11 protein-coding genes are annotated in these 16292 nt (G+C 70.1%); 4 read left to right on the top strand and 7 right to left on the bottom strand.

All coding sequences use genetic code 11. The annotated features are described in order from the left end of the window. The first annotated feature begins 2 nt into the window (after positions 1-2). The 4 genes from OG302_RS00475 (at position 3) to OG302_RS00460 (ending at position 4018) form a co-directional block, all read left to right on the top strand. Positions 3-1091 carry a ParB/RepB/Spo0J family partition protein gene (locus OG302_RS00475; RefSeq protein WP_371524693.1) on the top strand — a complete coding sequence of 363 codons (1089 nt, stop codon included), beginning with the start codon at positions 3-5 and terminating at the stop codon, positions 1089-1091. Between the two features lie 199 nt (positions 1092-1290). Then, the gene (locus OG302_RS00470; protein WP_371524691.1) at positions 1291-1959 is read left to right on the top strand and encodes a ScbR family autoregulator-binding transcription factor; all 669 of its coding nucleotides are present in this window, start codon (positions 1291-1293) and stop codon (positions 1957-1959) included. A 192-nt stretch (positions 1960-2151) separates the two neighbouring features. After that, a complete protein-coding gene (locus tag OG302_RS00465; RefSeq protein WP_371524689.1) occupies positions 2152-2766 on the top strand; it encodes a ScbR family autoregulator-binding transcription factor in 615 nt (204 codons plus the stop codon). Between the two features lie 250 nt (positions 2767-3016). Next, positions 3017-4018 (top strand): ScbA/BarX family gamma-butyrolactone biosynthesis protein, encoded by a 1002-nt coding sequence (locus OG302_RS00460; protein WP_371524687.1) that lies wholly within the window; start codon positions 3017-3019, stop codon positions 4016-4018. Positions 4019-4103: 85 nt separating this feature from the next. On the opposite strand, the gene OG302_RS00455 is transcribed toward OG302_RS00460, so the two are convergent. From OG302_RS00455 to OG302_RS00425, 7 genes are all read right to left on the bottom strand, one after another. Then, positions 4104-4946 carry an SDR family NAD(P)-dependent oxidoreductase gene (locus OG302_RS00455; protein ID WP_371524685.1) on the bottom strand — a complete coding sequence of 281 codons (843 nt, stop codon included), beginning with the start codon at positions 4944-4946 and terminating at the stop codon, positions 4104-4106. Between the two features lie 15 nt (positions 4947-4961). After that, positions 4962-6518, bottom strand: a complete 1557-nt coding sequence (locus tag OG302_RS00450) for a class I adenylate-forming enzyme family protein (RefSeq protein WP_371524683.1) — start codon at positions 6516-6518, stop codon at positions 4962-4964. Further along, entirely contained in the window at positions 6518-7744 is a 1227-nt protein-coding gene (locus OG302_RS00445) for a thiolase family protein (protein ID WP_371524681.1), read from the bottom strand. The genes OG302_RS00450 and OG302_RS00445 overlap by 1 nt, the downstream gene beginning before the upstream one ends. A 170-nt stretch (positions 7745-7914) precedes the next feature. After that, entirely contained in the window at positions 7915-8889 is a 975-nt protein-coding gene (locus OG302_RS00440) for a beta-ketoacyl-ACP synthase III (protein WP_371524679.1), read from the bottom strand. 46 nt (positions 8890-8935) lie between these two features. Next, the gene (locus OG302_RS00435; RefSeq protein WP_371524677.1) at positions 8936-9730 is read right to left on the bottom strand and encodes a thioesterase II family protein; all 795 of its coding nucleotides are present in this window, start codon (positions 9728-9730) and stop codon (positions 8936-8938) included. 48 nt (positions 9731-9778) lie between these two features. Then, positions 9779-10549, bottom strand: coding sequence for a 3-oxoacyl-ACP reductase FabG (gene fabG, locus OG302_RS00430; protein ID WP_371524675.1), 771 nt, complete (start codon positions 10547-10549; stop codon positions 9779-9781). Continuing rightward, entirely contained in the window at positions 10546-16290 is a 5745-nt protein-coding gene (locus OG302_RS00425) for an SDR family NAD(P)-dependent oxidoreductase (RefSeq protein ID WP_371524673.1), read from the bottom strand. Before OG302_RS00425 ends, fabG begins: the two co-directional genes overlap by 4 nt. Positions 16291-16292: the final 2 nt, after the last annotated feature.

Here is a 16292-nt window from a genome sequence, read left to right as displayed (position 1 = left end):
CCGTGAACCCGGAACTGGAGATGCCCCAGGAGGCGCTCATGCTCGACGTGTTGACGGCAGCAGCCCAACCCGCATCACCAGCATCTGGCGCCACTCGCCTGCCGATGACGGAACTGGTGCCCATCGCAAACCTGGTGACCACGGACTCGCCACGTGTCGCGGGGAAGGACGCGGAGCACGTCGAGGTGCTGGCGCAGACGGAGAAGGCGCTGCCGCCCATCGTGGTCCACCGGCCGACCATGCGGCTCATCGACGGCCTGCACCGACTCCAGGCGGCAGTTCAGCGGGGCGAGGACCACATCGAGGTCCGGTACGTGGAGGGCTCGACCGAGGACGCCTTCATACTGGCCGTCCAGCTCAATGCCGAGCACGGCATGCCGTTGTCGCGCAGGGACCGGGTCGCGGCCGCCGAGCGCATCATCGGCACCCACGCGCACTGGTCGGACCGGCGCATAGCGGAAGTGACCGGCCTCGCGCCCGCCACCGTCTCCACGCTGCGCAGGCGTTCAACCGGGCAAGGCGATCAATTGAACACGCGAACCGGACGTGATGGCCGTTCCCGCCCGGTCAACAGCGCTGCAGGCCGGCAGCGTGCGGGCCAGATCATCGCCGAACGCCCGAACGCCTCGCTGCGTGAGATCGCCCATGAGGCGGGCATCGCTCTGGCCACCGCCCGGGACGTCCGGCTGCGCATCCGTGACGGCAAGGACCCGGTGCTGCCGAAGCTGCGTGATGCCGCGAAGGACAACGTACTTCCGGAGCAGCGCACCGTGCGCGGACGGGCGGAGGCGGACGAGGCGGAGCGTGGCGGACGCGCCCGGCTGGAGCCGGCCGAAGTCTCGGACGCGGAACGCTTCGCGAAGCTCCGCAAGGACCCCTCGCTGCGCTTCTCCGAGGCGGGCAGGGTGCTTCTGCAGCTCCTTTCGACCAACGCGCTCGACAACGAGAAGTGGCGGTGGCTGGTGAGCGCGGTGCCAGAACACCGGCACGCCGACATCGCGCGGGCCGCACGACGCTGCGGGGAGCGCTGGCTCACCTTCGCCGACGGGCTCGAGCACGGCGGCGGCGTACGCCGGGGCCGGGCGGTGTGAACCAGCCGGCCCCTGCCACCCCACACACCCACGCGTCCGGCGTCCAGGAGGGAACTCTTCGGCGGACGCGTCTTTCGGTCGCGTCGAATCCGAGCGGTCTCTGCTGCCCGAGGTCACCGGCGCGGGCACGGAACGCTGTTAGCATACGAACTCGACGGTTTGTTTGTTCGGGGGCGGAGACCTAAGAGGGAGATGTGCCTTGGCGCAACAGGAGCGGGCACTCCGGACCCGACGCGCGATCCTGACCGCCGCGGCCGAGGTATTCGACGACTTCGGCTACGAGGCCGCGACGATGTCGCAGATCCTGCGGCGTGCCGGCGTCACCAAGGGCGCACTGTACTTCCACTTCACCTCCAAGGAGCAGCTCGCGAGTGAGGTGCTGCACGAGAATGCGCAGGTCCCCGCTGTTCCGCCGCAGAGGCTGAAGCTGCAGGAGGCCGCCGACCGGGGCTTGTTGCTCGCCTATCTGATGGTGCGTGACCCCGTGCTCCGGGGTGGTGTCCGGCTCGCCCTCGAACAGGTCGGACAGGACAGACTGGAACGCAACGTGCCGTTCCTGGACTGGGCCGAGGAGAGTCTGCGGCTGCTCCAACTGGCCAAGTCCGCTGGAGAGTTGCAGCCTCACATCGATCCAGGTGAGCTCTCCGAGGTGTTCGTCGGGGCATTCGCCGGGACGCAGCTCATGTCCCACGCGCTGTCGGGGCGAGCGGACCTGAATGAACGCGTGGTCGCCCTCTACCGCGTTCTGCTGGCGGGAATCGCCGCCCCGGGCGTCATGGCCGAACTGGACGTCACCGAGTGCCGCGGCGCCCGTGTGGAGAAGGCCATCCGGGCTCTGCACCCTTCCGTGCGCTCCCAGTCGGCGTGAGGGAATCGGCCCGCCCACCGGCACGCGGCCACGCACTTCGCACTCATTAGTAAACCGCCAATGCGGTTTGTAACCTGGGAACTTGCTGGTGAGCGAGTTCTGCATCAGGGACGGAGCCGCTCTGGTGGTGATGCCATGCCCGTGTTCCGCGTGTGCGGGCCATGGTGCGGCTCGGAACTACGGAGTGCCCCGATGGTCAAGCAGGAACGTGCCGTGCGTACCCGCAGAGCGCTGGTCACCGCTGCCGCGGACGGCTTCAGCCGGGCGGGCTACGGTCCTGCCTCACTGCTGGACATCAGCCGCCACGCCGGCGTCACCAGCGGAGCTCTGCACTTCCATTTCCCGACCAAAGCGGCGCTCGCCTCCGCGGTCATGACAGCCGCGGCGCAGCGACTTCACGAGCTCGTGGAGCTGTGCGAGACGCGGATGCGGTCCGGCGACGCGCTGCAGCTTCTGGTCGACGCGGGGCATGAACTGACACTGCAGCTGAGAGAAGACGTGGTGTTGCGGGCCGGATTCGACCTCGAGGGCGACCCCGGGTCCCCGAAGGACATCGGAGAGGTGCGCCGTCTCTGGCACGTGTGGATCAGCGCGACGCTCGAAAAGGCGGACGAGGCGGGGGAGCTGCGGCAGGAGGTGTCGGCCGACCAGGTGGCGAGCGTCGTGTTCGCGTGCACGGTTGGTTTCCAGATACTCAGCAGACGGGATCCGACCTGGGTCTCGCGACGTGTGCAGACGCGCTTCTGGTCCGTGATGCTCCCGCGGATCGCGGTCAGCCGGCAAGGCCTGAGCGCTGCGGGCTCCTGAACCGATCGAGTGGGCGCTCGCGGTGTCGTACGGAATCCCGCACGACCGAAAACGACCCATGACAAACAGTGCAAGCAACTTGGAAACAAGCAAATTGCATGGCATATGCAGGGAGCAGTATCGGGGAAATGTGACGGTGAGCGTTCAACCACACTAAGGGTTCGATAAATAAACCGGTGGACCCGTATATTTTGTGCCACCCTTTCGCACCAAGCTCACCGTGCCCATTCTGCCGAGAAGAGGGAAATCCATGGCCCTGCTCGTCCGCCAGCAAGAGCACACCGACACTCCCGTTCTGCGGGCCGCCCAGGACCTGCCGAAACTCACCACCACGGTGCCCCGGGAGTACGTGCACCGTGCCGCGCACGCCGAGGTGTTCCTCACCGGATGCCGCCGCCTGGACGGCGACCGCTTCGCACTCACGGGGCAGTGGCCGCGTGCCCACACCTTCTTCACCGACGCGGAGGGCAAGCGCCACGACCCCACGCAGGCGGCGGAGACCATACGCCAAGTCGGGCTGCTGCTGGCTCACTCGGAGTTCGGCGTGCCCCTGGGGCACCAGTTCCTGCTGCGCGACATGGAGTACTCCGTGTCCCCCGACAACCTGGACATAGGCACCGGCCCCAGTGAACTGACACTCCAGGCCATCTGCACCGACGTGAAGTGGAGGGGCAGCCGCGTCACGCAGTTCGCCATGGCGATCACCATCGAGCGCGACGGACGCCCCGCGGCCTCCGGCAGCGGGCACTTCACCTGCATCGCCCCTGCCGCCTACAACCGGCTGCGCGGAGCGGGACGCGTCGATACCGGCACCGCGCCGACACCCCGCCCCCGCATCGTCGACCCGCGACGGGTGGGCCGCTCGGCCGCCGTCGATGTCGTCCTGTCACCCACCGACCAGGACGGCCGCTGGCTGCTCAGCCCGGACCGGAGCCACCCCATCCTGTTCGAGCACGGTGGCGATCACGTACCGGGAATGGTGTTGATCGAGGCGGCACGGCAGGCGGCCTGCGAGCTGAAGGGCGACACGTTCGAGCCTGTCCAGGTCAGCACCGAGTTCCACCAGTACGCTGAATTCGACTCACCGTGCTGGATAGAGGCGGTGACGGTGGCGCCCGCACGAGCGGGCATGCGCAGCGTCCACGTCACCGGACATCAGGGGGACAACCTCGTCTTCAGCGCCCGGCTGACCGGCTATCGCCGTGAAAGCGACGCACCGGGCGACCGCTTGGCCGGGAACGACGCGCCATGACAGACGCGCCATGACAGACGCGCGGCGGCAGGCCCCTGGCGGCGTGTCACCGCGGCGCGATCCGCGGGGCCGCGCCGGAGCGGGATCACACCTCGGGCGCCGTGAGCGGGCCGGGCACCGAGGTCACCGAGGGGGCGCCACCTAAGCCGAGCGTCGCGGTGAGTCCGGCATCGACGGGAAGCACGGCACCCGTGATCCATCGCGACCGCGGGCCGGCCAGGAACAGCACGGCGTCACCGACGTCCCAGCCCGTGCCCTCGATCCCCAGCGGCGCCGCCTGCCGTCGCTGTTCGCGGGCGCCGTCGTCCACTCCCTGGGAGTGGACCATCGGGGTGTAGACGTAACCGGGAGCGATCGCGTTCACACGGATCCCCTCGGGACCGTGGTGCGCGGCCATGGTCTTGGTGAGTCCGATGACCGCTGCTTTCGTCGTGGGGTAGGCCACCTCCGGGTGGCCGCCGACGAGAGCGACCGCGGAGGACATGTTGACGATCGATCCCCCGCCGCCCGTGCGCATGCGGGGGATGGCGGCCCGGGACATCAGCATCATCGACGTCAGGTTGAGGCCAAGACACTGGTCCCAGGCATGCAGGTCCAGGTCGACGACGGTTCCGGGCGGGCCCGCGACGCCGACGTTGTTCACCAGGATGTCGAGTCTGCCGAAGGTGTCCCACGTCCGCGCGACCACATCGGCGCACTCCTGCGGGCTGGTCACATCCGCGGTCACCAGAAGGGCGTCCTTGCCCCGCTCCGCCATCAGGCTCCGCGTCTCGGCCATGTTCCGCGCGGCGGAGTCGACCACGACCACGTGCGCCCCGGCCTCCGCGAGCAGCACCGCGGCCGCCCTGCCGTTTCCGACGCCCGACGCACGCGAGCCGCCGCCGGTGACGATCGCAACCGAACCCTCAAGACCGAAATCAATGGCCATACCGTCCTGCCCTTCTCAGACCTGCCGGCTACGGCCGGCCCAATAGGTCTCGCGCACGGCCCGCTTGAGGACCTTGCCGTTCGCGCTGCGCGGCAGCGAGGTGACGAAGTCCACCCGCTTGGGCGCGCGGATACCGCCCAGCGTCTTCCTGCACAACGCGATCAGCTCGTCGGCGGAGACCCGGTCGCCCGGATTGGGCTCGACCACCGCGGTGACGGCCTCTCCCCAGTCCTCGTGCGGAACACCGATCACGGCGCAGTCCTGCACTGCCGGGTGACTCCAGATCACCTGCTCGATCTCACTCGGGTAGATGTTCAGCCCACCAGAAATGATCATGTCCTTCTTGCGGTCGGTGATGAACAGATAGCCGTCCGCGTCGAAGTGACCGATGTCGCCGGTGTGCAGCCAGCCGTCGACGATGGTCTCGGCCGTCTTCTCAGGCGCCGCGTAGTAACCCTTCATGACGAGATCCCCGCGGACACAGATCTCCCCGGACTCGCCCGCGGGGACCCGCCGTCCGCTGTTGTCCTGGATCTCGACGGCGACCAGGGGGTAGGGCCGGCCGCAGGATGCCAGCCGCCCCTCCGGCGCTATGGCCCCGGCGGCGAAGTGCTCGTCGGGGCGCATGAAAGAGACCCCCGCGAACGCCTCCACCTGGCCGTAACACTCCATCAGGACCGGCCCGAACAGATCGATGGCCCGCCGCAGCTTCTCCGCGGACATCGGAGCCGCGGCGTACAGCAGATAACGAAGCGAGGTCAGGTCCCGACCCGTGAGCCCCGGCGCCTCCATCAGCCGGTAGACGACCGTGGGGGCGAGGAAGAGCTCGGTGACCCGGTGCCGCTCGATCGCGTCGAGGATCGCCGTCGGCTCGGCCCCGGGCAGGAAGACCACCGTGCCGCCGCGCGCCGTGGCGGCGAGGCTGATCACGCCGGAGGCATGGCTGATGGGCAGCGCCGCGAGATCGACGATCGGGTCGTCGGCGCCGTACTGGAACGCCATCATCAGATGTGCGAGACAGGTGGACAGGGACCGGTGAGTGTTCATCACGCCCTTGGGCGCACCGGTCGTACCGCCGGTCGAGGAGATGGCCACCACGTCGTCCATCGCGTATCGCACGTCCGGTGGCGTCGCGGGCAAGCCCGCGGTCCACTGCGACAGCGAGGGGGCACCGGCCGCCGCGTCGTCGATACACACGTACTGCGTGACCTTCGCCAGGGAGGGAGCCAGCCCAGCCACGGCCGACGCCATCGAACTGTGGAAGAACAGCACTTCACAGTCGAACGTCTCGATCACCCGCCGCAGGTCTGCCGGGGGAGTGGTGGGGTTCAGCGGCACCCAGGCCGCACCGGCCCGCCAGATGCCCAGCACGCCGATCCAGGCACGCGCATCGTTGGGTGACAGGACACCGACCTTGGTCCCTTGAGCGCACCCCGCCCGCAACAGGGCGTGTGAGACCCGGCACGACAGTGCCCCCGCCTCGTCGAACGTCCAGCTCCGCTCGCCGCACACATAGGCGACCGAGTCCGGAGCGTGCCGCCAGCCGCGGTCGAAGAAATCGATGATCGCCACTACGCCCCCAAGACCGTGATGGCGGCGACTGCTTCCTCGCCGCCGTAGAAGCCGCCGCTGTTCTCCGCGAGCGCGACCCGGGCGCCCGCCACCTGGCGAACACCGGCCTCTCCGCGCAACTGCTGGACGAGCTCGTACACCTGGGCCAGGCCGGTCGCCCCGAGAGGGTGCCCCTTCGATTCCAGCCCGCCGGACGGGTTGACCGGCACGCGCCCGCCCAGCGTCGTCACCCCGGCCTCGGCGGCCGCACCGCCACCACCGGGTTCGCACAGGCCGAGGAGTTCGGTCTGCTGGATCTCACCGAAGGCCGTGGCGTCGTGCAGTTCGGCCACATCGATGTCCTGCGGGCCCACCCCGGCCCGTTCGTAGGCACGCACGGACAGCAACTTGCTGATGTGCTGGTCCCACGCATCCCGCGGGTGGACGGCACCGGTACCGACCACATGCGCCAGCACACGCACCAGGCGGCCGCGGGCAGCCATCCGCCGCAGCCCGCGCTGCCCGCACACCACCACGGCCGCCGCGCCGTCGGTGACCGGTGCGCACATCGGCACGGTCAGCGGAAAAGACAAGGCGCGAGCGGAAAGAACGTCCTCGACGCTGAATTCCTTTCGATGCTGCGCCTTGTCGTTGTGCACGGAATGCCGATGGTTCTTGGCCGCGACCGCGGCGATCTGCCGCTGTGTCGTGCCGAAGCGCTTCATATGCGCACGGGCCATGGACGCGTAGATATCCATGAAAATACTGCGCCTGCCGACGTGCGCGTCATCGCTCTCGCCGCCCATGTCGGTCAACGCCGCCGTGAGCCCCGCCGGATCCGATACGTCGTACGCGCCGTTGAAGACCGCCATGGTCCTGTCGGAATCGGCGACGTTCATCTTCTCGGCGCCCACCGCAAGCGCGATGTCCACGGCACCGGCGCGGACCTGATCGACCGCCAGATGCAAGGCCGTGGCACCCGTGGCGCAGGCATTCTCCACGTTGTACATCGGAATCCGTTCGAATCCCATGCCACGCAGGGCGATCTGGCCGCCCACCATGAGCTGGCCCTGCAGGGCCCCCTGGGTGGTGTTCCCGAAGAAGGCCGCTTCCACGTGACGTCGCTCCAACCCCGCGTCGGCCAGCGCTTCGTGGACTGCTTCGGCGGCCAGGTCCGCCACCTCACGATCGGCGTGATGGGCGAATCTCGTCATCCCCACCCCGGCGATCCACACCTGTTCCGCCACGGACCGACTCCTTTGTCTGAGAGCGTCCCGTCAGCCGGCTGACCTGGTGGTGACGGTATGGAAAAGAAGATGTCCCACCTGTAGAACCGCCGTCAATATTCGTTATTCATCAGCAAGATGCGGAATTCATATTGCTGATCGCGGTCCGCGCTGCGAGCCTGAGCGGATCCTCAGGGGCAGCCCACCACTTGGGCCGCGTAGGACAGGCCGGCGCCGAAGCCGAGCAGGAGTACCGGAGCGCCGCTGGAGATCTCGCCGCGTTCCACCAGCTTGGACAGGGCAAGCGGAACGCTGGCCGCCGACGTGTTGCCGGAGTCGACGACATCGCGCGCGACGACGGCGTTGGTGGCCCCGAGGCCCTTGGCCACCGCCTCGATGATCCGCAGATTGGCTTGGTGCGTGACCACGGCGGCCAGCTCGGCCGGTGCGACACCGGCTCGCTCACAGGCCTGCCGAGCCACCGGAGCGAGGGAGGTCACCGCCCAGCGGTAGACGACGTGCCCATCCTGTCGGAACAGCGCGGGCGGACCCTCCGGCCCCGTGGTGCCGAGAACGATGGCGGACCCGCGCTGGGGCTGAGAACCCCATACCACCGGGCCGATGCCGTCGGACCGAGCGTCATCGGTCCTGGTGACGACCGCGGCGCCGGCCCCGTCACCGAAGATGACGCAGCTGGTGCGGTCCTGCCAGTCGAGGAAATCGCTCATCTTGTCCGCACCGATGACGAGTGCGGTACTGCTGCCGCCGCCCCGGATGGTCATGTCGGCGGTGGCCAGTGCGTAAGTGAACCCGGCGCAGGCGGCGTTCAGGTCGAAGACGGCCGCTTCGGGAACACCCAGGTGATGGGCGACCCGGGCGGCGATGCTCGGCATCCGGTCCACCGCCGTGCAGGTCGCGACGATCACCAGATCGATGTCGGCGGCATCCACCCCCGCACGGGCGACGGCCTTGGCGGCGGCGCCGATCGCCATGTCGGCGACACTCTCGTCCTGCGCGGCTATGTGGCGGGTGGCGATGCCGACGCGGGACCTGATCCACTCGTCCGACGTGTCGACCATGACGGCGAGTTCGTCGTTGGTGAGTACGCGCGTGGGCTGGTGATGGGCGAGTGACAGTATCCGGCTGCCTGCGGTCGTGGCGGTCACGAGTCCTCCATGGGGTCACGTTCCGGGATGCGAAGCGCCGCGCGGTTCAGGGACGCGCGGCAAGGACCGAGCGGGAAGTGCTGGACGACGGCGCGACGGGCGCCGTGCAGGCCAGGGCGTCGGCGACCGTCGCCAGTACGTCGGAGACCGCCGAGTGCAGGAAGAAGTGCTCGCCGGGAAGGACGACCAGCTCGGAGCGGGCCTGGGTCTGCCGCAGCCACCGGTGCAGCTTCTCGCGCGCCACGAGCGGGTCCGCCTCGCCGCCGAACACGGTCATGGGCACCGTCAGCGGCGGCTGCGGCTGATAGCGGTACGTCTCCAGGACCGAGAAGTCGGCACGCAGCGCGGGCAGGATCAGCTCCATGAGCCCGGCGTCGTCCAGGAGCTCGGGCGGCGTGCCGCCGAGGAAACGCAGCTCCTCGATCACATCGGCCTCCGGCGCCGCGTGGATCGGCTCCCGGGTGCGCGGCAGGTCGGGGGCGGCTGATCCGGAGACGAAGAGATGCGCCGGCTGAGGCAGGCCCCGCTCGCGCAAGGTCCTGGCGAGTTCGAAGGCGATCAGACCGCCCATGCTGTGGCCGAACAGGGCGTAGGGCCGGTCCAGATGCTCCGCCAGGACGTCGGCCAGCAGCTCGGTCAGCAACGGCATCCTGCTCACCGGGGACTCGCTCCAGCGGGCACCGCGGCCGGGCAGCTCCAGCGCGTGCACGTGCACGTGATCGGGGGTCAGGTCGTGCCAGGTCCGGTATGCCGAAGCGTTGCCGCCCGCGTACGGGAGGCAGAAGAGGCGGACCCCCGCCTCGTCCCTCGGCTCCGACTGGGCAAACCACGGGTTGCGCATGGTGTGCTTCTCCTTGGTCGTGTTCCGTGCGCAGTGGGTCCGCGCAGGTCAGACAGCCACGCCGCCGTCGATCTGGAACGTCGTGCCGGTGATGTACGCGGCCCGGTCCGAAAGCAGGAACGAGACCAGGTCGGCCACCTCGTGCGGCTCACCGAACCGGCCCAGCGGAATGCGCTGGCGGAACTGCTCCCGCAGGTCGCCCGGCAGCTCCATGACCGGGTCGGTCGCGACGAAGCCGGGCACGACCACGTTCGCCCGGATCCCGTACCGGCCGACCTCGCGGGCCAGGGACTTGGTGAACCCGATGATCCCGGCCTTGGACGCGGCGTAGTTGGTCTGTCCGGCGTTGCCGTACAGACCGGCGATGGAGGACATCGTCACGATCGCACCGCGCCGGCGCTCGATCATTCCGTTGATGACGGTCCGGCAGACGTAGTACGTCCCGTCGAGGTTGACGCGCTGGACGTCGCTCCAGTCGTCGTCCTCCATCGCCGCCAGCGGACCGTCACGCAGCACGGCAGCCGAGGTGACCACCGCGGAGACCGGCCCGAGATTCCGCTCGATGCCGTCGATGAGTTCCTCCACCGCGAGGCTGTCGCCGACATCGGTCCGCCGCACATACGTGCGCCGGCCCAGCGCGCCGATCTCCTTCTCCAGGCTCTCCGCGGCGGCCGTGTCGGAGGCGTAGCACACCGCCACGTCGAAGCCGTCCTCGGCGAGTCGCAGCGCCACGGCGCGGCCGATTCCGCGGGAGCCGCCCGCCACCAGCGCCACCGGGGCGCCCTGCGGTGTCCCGGCCGGGTCGGGTGCGGTGCTCATGCCCGGCCCTCCTGGTCTTCCGTGGCCAGGTCCTCCCCTGTCAGCAGGCGGCGCAGCTCCTCTTCCACTTCGTCGTCGGACAGCTCGGCCAGCGCGTCCAGGTCCGTTGACGGCTCGTCGCGGCTGAGCACCTCGATGGGGTTCTCCAAGCGGTCGGCAGCCGGCCGGGGGCCCGCCTCCAGCAGGTCGGCGGTGTGCGCGACCGTGGGCTGTTCGAAGAAGGCCCGCAGGTCGAGCTCGGCTCCGAGCCGGTTCCTCAGAAGGGTGCCGATCTGGACCGCGGCCAAGGAGTGGCCACCGAGGGCGAAGAAGTCGTCGTCGACGCCGACCCCGTTCACGCCCAGGATCTCCTGCCAGACCTCGGCGACCTCCCGCTCACGGGCCGAGCGGGGAGCCACGTACGGCGTTTCCAGGTCCGGGCGGGGATGGCTGGCGCCGGGCGGAGCGAGCTGCTCCATTTCCTGCTGCAGCAGCTCGGGGGTCAAGGACCTGGCCAGCTCGCGCACGGCGGTGAAGTCGCGGTGCGAGACGAGGAGATGGCTCGGCAGCCCGGGAGCGGCGAGGAGCCGGGCGAAGACGTCCTTGCCCTGGCCCTCGGTGATCCCCTCGGCGAGGGTGCGCAGGACCCCGGAGCCCGCATCCGCGGAAGGCGCGTCGTCCACCTCGGCCGCCGGAGCCTGGGCGGCACGCGTGATCTGCTCGCGCAGACCCTCCAGGTCGTTGATCCGCTTGATGGTGAAGTCACCGATCCGGACCAGCAGCCGCCCGTCCGGGTCGAGGATCTCGATGTCGCACGTACTGGTCTCGCCCGCGGTGTCCCCGGCGCCCTTCACCTCCACATAGGCGTGGACGGTGCTGGTCAGGCCGTGGTGAAAGCGCAGGCTGCGATAGCTGAACGGCAGATAGTACGTGTCGGGGGCGTGGACGCGCGCGGTGCCGCCGGCCGCGTCGAGCAGGGCCGGGTGCAGCAGGTAGTGGTCGAGGTCACCGTGGTACTCCTCGTCGAGTCGCAAGGTCGCCATCACCCGCTCGGGTCCGACCTGGATCTCCCGCATGCACCGCCAACGGGGCCCGAACGAGAACTCGATCGGCCCGCCCTTCTCGAACCGGTCCAGGCGGAGCCCCAGCTTGATGGACTCGTCGGTGTCCAGGACCTCCGTCACCGCGCAGCCGGCGCGCAGCTCGTCCAGGTCCCGCACGGTCTCCTCCACGGGTTCCGGGAAGGCGACCGTGCCGCGTGCGTGATCGGTCCAGGCCACCGCTCCGGGTGCGCCGGTGCGGCTCTGCACCGCGAAGTGCCACCGGCCCTCGCGTTCTTCGATGGTGGTGAAGACCTCGCGGCTCTGCCCGTCGGGAACGACGACAGGGATCATGTACTGCACGTCGCCGATCTCGATGTCCCGCCCGGCCGCTTGTTCGGCGACGGCGGCCCGGACCAGTTCGAGGTAGGCGGTACCCGGGACGAGGCCGTAATCCTGGATGCGGTGATCGGCGACGATCCAGCTGTCCTCGGTACTGAGGACCGTGGCGTAGGTGCGGGACGTGGGGGTGGAGCGCACCAGGCGCCGCAGCAGAGGATGGCTGTCGAGCGGGGTGCCGGAGTCCAGGCCGAACCGGGAGTCAAGACCGGCGGCCATACCGACGCCCCGCCAGGTGTCCCAGCCCACCGCGGTGACGGGAAGCCCGCTCTCGCGGCGCTTGTACTGGGCCCACGCGTCGAGGAAGGCGTTGGCAGCCGCGTAGTCGCTCTGGCCGGGGCCGCCGAGGACGGCGGTCACCGACGAGCAGAGCAACATGAAGTCGAGGCCGTCCTCCTGGCAGACCTCGTCCAGGACGAGCACCCCGTGCGTCTTGGCGGCGAGCACCTGCCCCGCGTCGGCCGGTGACTTGGTGACGATCATGCCCTGAGAGGGCAGGCCCGCGGCGTGCACGACGCCGTTGAGGGGGCCTGCGAGGGCCCGCAACTCGCCGACGGCCCGGCGCATCTCCTTCTCGTCGGTGACATCGGCGCGCAGCAGAACCAGGCGAGCGCCGAGCGATTCGAGGTGCCGCAGCCGCTTGATACGGATGCTGGTGGCATCGCTGTCCTCGTGCGCGGCGAGGTGGGCGTCCCAGGCGGCGGGCGCCGGGAACTTGGAACGGCCCAGCAGACCGAGAACGGGCCGGTCGACAGCGCTCGCCACCTGCTCGGCGAGCGCCAGTCCCAGGCCGCCGAGGCCGCCGGTGATGAGGTAGACGCCGCCCTCGCGCAGGGCGGTGCGCTCTTCGTCGCCGTCGGCGATCCAATCCACCCGGTCGAAGGCACGGGCCCACACGTGGCGTCCGCGCACGGCGAGTTCAGTGCTGGTGGTGCTGTGGAAAGCGCTGAGCACGGTGTCCACAGCCTGCTCGTCCGTGGCGGCGCCCGTGATGTCCAGGACACGGCAGGTGATGCCCGCGGTCTCCTGGGGGATCACCGTGGCCGCACCGAGCAGCAGAGCGTGCTCGGGCTTCAACGCTTCATCACCCGTGACGTCGTACACCCCGTCGCACAGCACATCGAGGGTGACCGGTGCGGGCAGCCGCTCGGAGCCCAGGGCCTGGGCCAGCGCCAAGAGGCTGTCGAAGCCGGTGCGGCGCGAGGCGTCCAGCCGCGCGCGGGCCAGGGCCGCGCCGTTCGCGGGCCCTTCAGCGGTACTCCACAGGTGGATGAAGCGAATGCGCTGCCCGTCCCCGGCCGCGACGGGGGGCACGGCCAGGGACGAGGCGAGCGCCGCCAGGTGGTCTCGTTCGGCGGGATCCAGGATCCAGGCATCCTCGCCGGTGTGTTCCAGGGTGGTGCCCGCGGTGACGCGCACGACGCGGTCGCCGGAGGCGGCCAGATGGTCGGCGACGGCGTCACCGAGGTCGAGCCCCGCGCCCAGGACGATCCAGGTGTCGCCCGTGGCAGCGGCCGCGTTCCGGACGGGCAGGGCCAGGCGCTGCCAGACGGGAGCGTAGAACCAGTTGTCCGCGGTGGCGCGGGCAGGCTCCGCGCCCCGCAACGCGCGAGGCCGGCCGGAGGGCTCGACCCAGTAGCGCCGCCGCTGGAAGGGATAGCCGGGCAGGGATACGGGGCGGTGGCCGTCGGGGCCCAGGACGGACTCCCAGGCAACGCGGACACCGGCGCTCCACGCTGCCCCCAGGCCGCTGAGCAGATGGGCGGCGTCGTCGGCGGCGCGCTCACCGGGACGGGGCAGGGAACCCACGACGGTGCGATCCGGCGTCCAGGACCGGTGGGCACGCACGAAGTTGGCCAGGTTCTGGCCGGGGCCGATCTCCACCGGGACGAGGAAGGGGTCGGCGAGCAGCACATCGAGCGCGTCACCGAACCGGACCGGCAGGCGCAGATGCGTGCCCCAGTAGTCGGGGCTGGTCGCCTCCTCGGTGGTGATCCAGGTGCCCGTCACGTTCGACAGGAAGGGAATCTCCGGCGGACGCAAGGTGACGGCACGGACCTCGTCGACGAACGGGGCCACAGCACCGTCCATGTCAGGGGAGTGGAAAGCATGCGACGTGTGCAGGCGACGGCATCCCACGCCCTCGTCCTTGAGCCGTTGCTCGAAGGCATCGACGGCCTGCGGGGTGCCGGAGACCACGGTGAGCGCCGTGGAGTTGACGGCGGCGAGGGCCAGTCCCTCTCCCAGCCGGGCGACGGTCTCGTCCTCGGAAAGGAAGACGCTGAGCATGGCGCCGCGCGGCATCTCCTGGACGAGCCGGCCGCGGGCCGCGACCAGACGCACGGCGTCCTCCAGCGAGAACACGCCCGCCAGACAGGCGGCGGCGTACTCCCCGATGCTGTGACCGGCCATGGCGCGGGGCTCGACACCCATCGACTGCCATTGCCGGGCCAGGGCGAACTCCACGCAGAACAGAGCCGGTTGGGCCAGCCGCGTCTGCCGCAGCCGTTCGGCGTTCCGCGGGTCGTCCGAGCCGAGCACCAAGGCACGCAGGTCCTCACCCAGGTACGGGGTGAACAGCTCCGCGCAGCGGTCGAACTCGGAGGCGAAGACGCCCTGCCGGTCGTACAGGCCGCGGGCCATCCCGGGGTACTGCGCGCCCTGCCCGGGGAAGAGGAACGCGACCGGAGCGTCGTCCGAGGAGGCGACCGGGGGCGGGGCCTGTGCCAGCCGCCGCAGCGCGGAGACCGCCTCGCCGGTCGTGGAGGCGACGACGGCGCCCCGGTGGGCGAACTGGGCTCGCCGGTGGGCCAGGGTATGGGCGGCGGCGTCCAGGGCGACGTCCGGAGCTGCCTCCAGATGATCGGCCAGGCGCCCGGCGGCCTCGGCGAGCGCGGGCGCCGACTTCGCCGACAGCGGCAGCAGCTGGGGACGGACCTGCGCCGTGGCGTCGCCCGCTCCGTCGGCGCGCTGTCGCGGCTGCTCGGCCGGGGCCTCTTCCAGGACGACATGGACGTTCGTGCCGCCGATGCCGAAGGAGCTGACTCCGGCCCGGCGCGGCTCGTCCTCGCGCGGCCAGGCACGCAACGCGGTGTTCACGTAGAACGGGCCGGACTCCAGCTCAAGGCCGGGGTTGGGCCGCTCCCAGTGCAGGGTCGGCGGGATGGCCTCGTGCTTGAGGGCGAGAGCCGCTTTGATCAGTCCGGTCACACCGGCGGCGGCGTCGAGATGACCGACGTTGCTCTTGACCGAGCCGATGGCACAGCGGTCCCGGTCGTCGGCGCCCGTGCCGTAGGCACGCGTGAGAGCGGCCAGCTCGATGGGGTCGCCGATCGGCGTACCGGTGCCGTGGGTCTCGACGTAGCCGACGGTGGCGGGGTCGATGTCGGCCAGGGCCAGCGCCTCGGCGACGACCTCGGCCTGGCCGTCGACGCCGGGCGCCGTGTAACCGGCCTTCAGCGAACCGTCGTTGTTGACGGCGCTGGCCAGGACGACCGCGTCGATGCTGTCCCCGTCGGCTCGGGCGTCGGCGAGGCGCCGCATGACGACGATGCCGACTCCGTTGCCGGGCACCGTCCCCTCGGCATCGGCGTCGAAGGCCCGGCAGGTGCCTTCCGGGGAGAGGATGCCGCCGGGCTCGTACGTGTAGCCGCCGTGCAGCGGGGAGCTCACGGACACGCCGCCGGCCAGGGCGATGTCGCACTCGCCGTTGAGCAGGCTCTGGGAGGCGAGATGCACCGCGGTCAGAGAGGTGGAGCAGGCCGTCTGGACGGTGATCGCCGGACCCGTGAGGCCCAGCTTGTACGCGGCACGCGTGGCCAGGAAGTCCTTGTCGGAGGCGAGCATCACCTGGTACATGCCGGAGGCGTCCAGGACCTGCTGGTTGTTCATGAGGTTGAACAACAGATACGTGTTGAGGCCCGCGCCCGCGAAGACGCCGATGCGGCCGTCGAAGCGGGCCGGGTCGACACCGGCGGACTCCAGTGCGTGCCAGGCGCATTCGAGGAAGACGCGGTGCTGGGGGTCGAGGAGCTCGGCCTCGCGTGGGCTGTAGCCGAAGAAGCCCTCGTCGAACAGGTCGGCGTCATCCAGCGCGCCCTTGGCCCGTACGTAGTCGTCCCGGGCCAGCAGTTCGGGGTCCACGCCGGCTTCGGCAAGTTCCTCGTCGGTGAAGACGGTGATGCCCTCGCGGCCCTGTTCGAGATTGGTCCACAGGGCCTCCACGTCGCCCGAGCCGGGGAAGCGGCCCGCCATGCCGATGATGGCAATGCGATCGAGGTCCTGGCCCTGCTCCTGGCCCTGCTCCTGGTGTTGCTGTGCCACGT

The sequence above is a fragment of the Streptomyces sp. NBC_01283 genome (genome assembly GCF_041435335.1).
Taxonomy (GTDB): Bacteria; Actinomycetota; Actinomycetes; order Streptomycetales; family Streptomycetaceae; genus Streptomyces.
The sequence above is the reverse complement of the archived record's forward strand: the minus strand, read 5'-3'. Positions and strand labels throughout refer to the sequence as shown.

Excerpts from the sequence above, each read along its gene's own strand:
- OG302_RS00460 (WP_371524687.1), top strand. The coding sequence starts at position 3,017 with ATGGCCCTGCTCGTCCGCCAGCAAGAGCACACCGACACTCCCGTTCTG.
- OG302_RS00435 (WP_371524677.1), bottom strand. The coding sequence starts at position 9,730 with ATGCGCAACCCGTGGTTTGCCCAGTCGGAGCCGAGGGACGAGGCGGGG.
- OG302_RS00455 (WP_371524685.1), bottom strand. The coding sequence starts at position 4,946 with ATGGCCATTGATTTCGGTCTTGAGGGTTCGGTTGCGATCGTCACCGGC.
- fabG (WP_371524675.1), bottom strand. The coding sequence starts at position 10,549 with ATGAGCACCGCACCCGACCCGGCCGGGACACCGCAGGGCGCCCCGGTG.
- OG302_RS00465 (WP_371524689.1), top strand. The coding sequence starts at position 2,152 with ATGGTCAAGCAGGAACGTGCCGTGCGTACCCGCAGAGCGCTGGTCACC.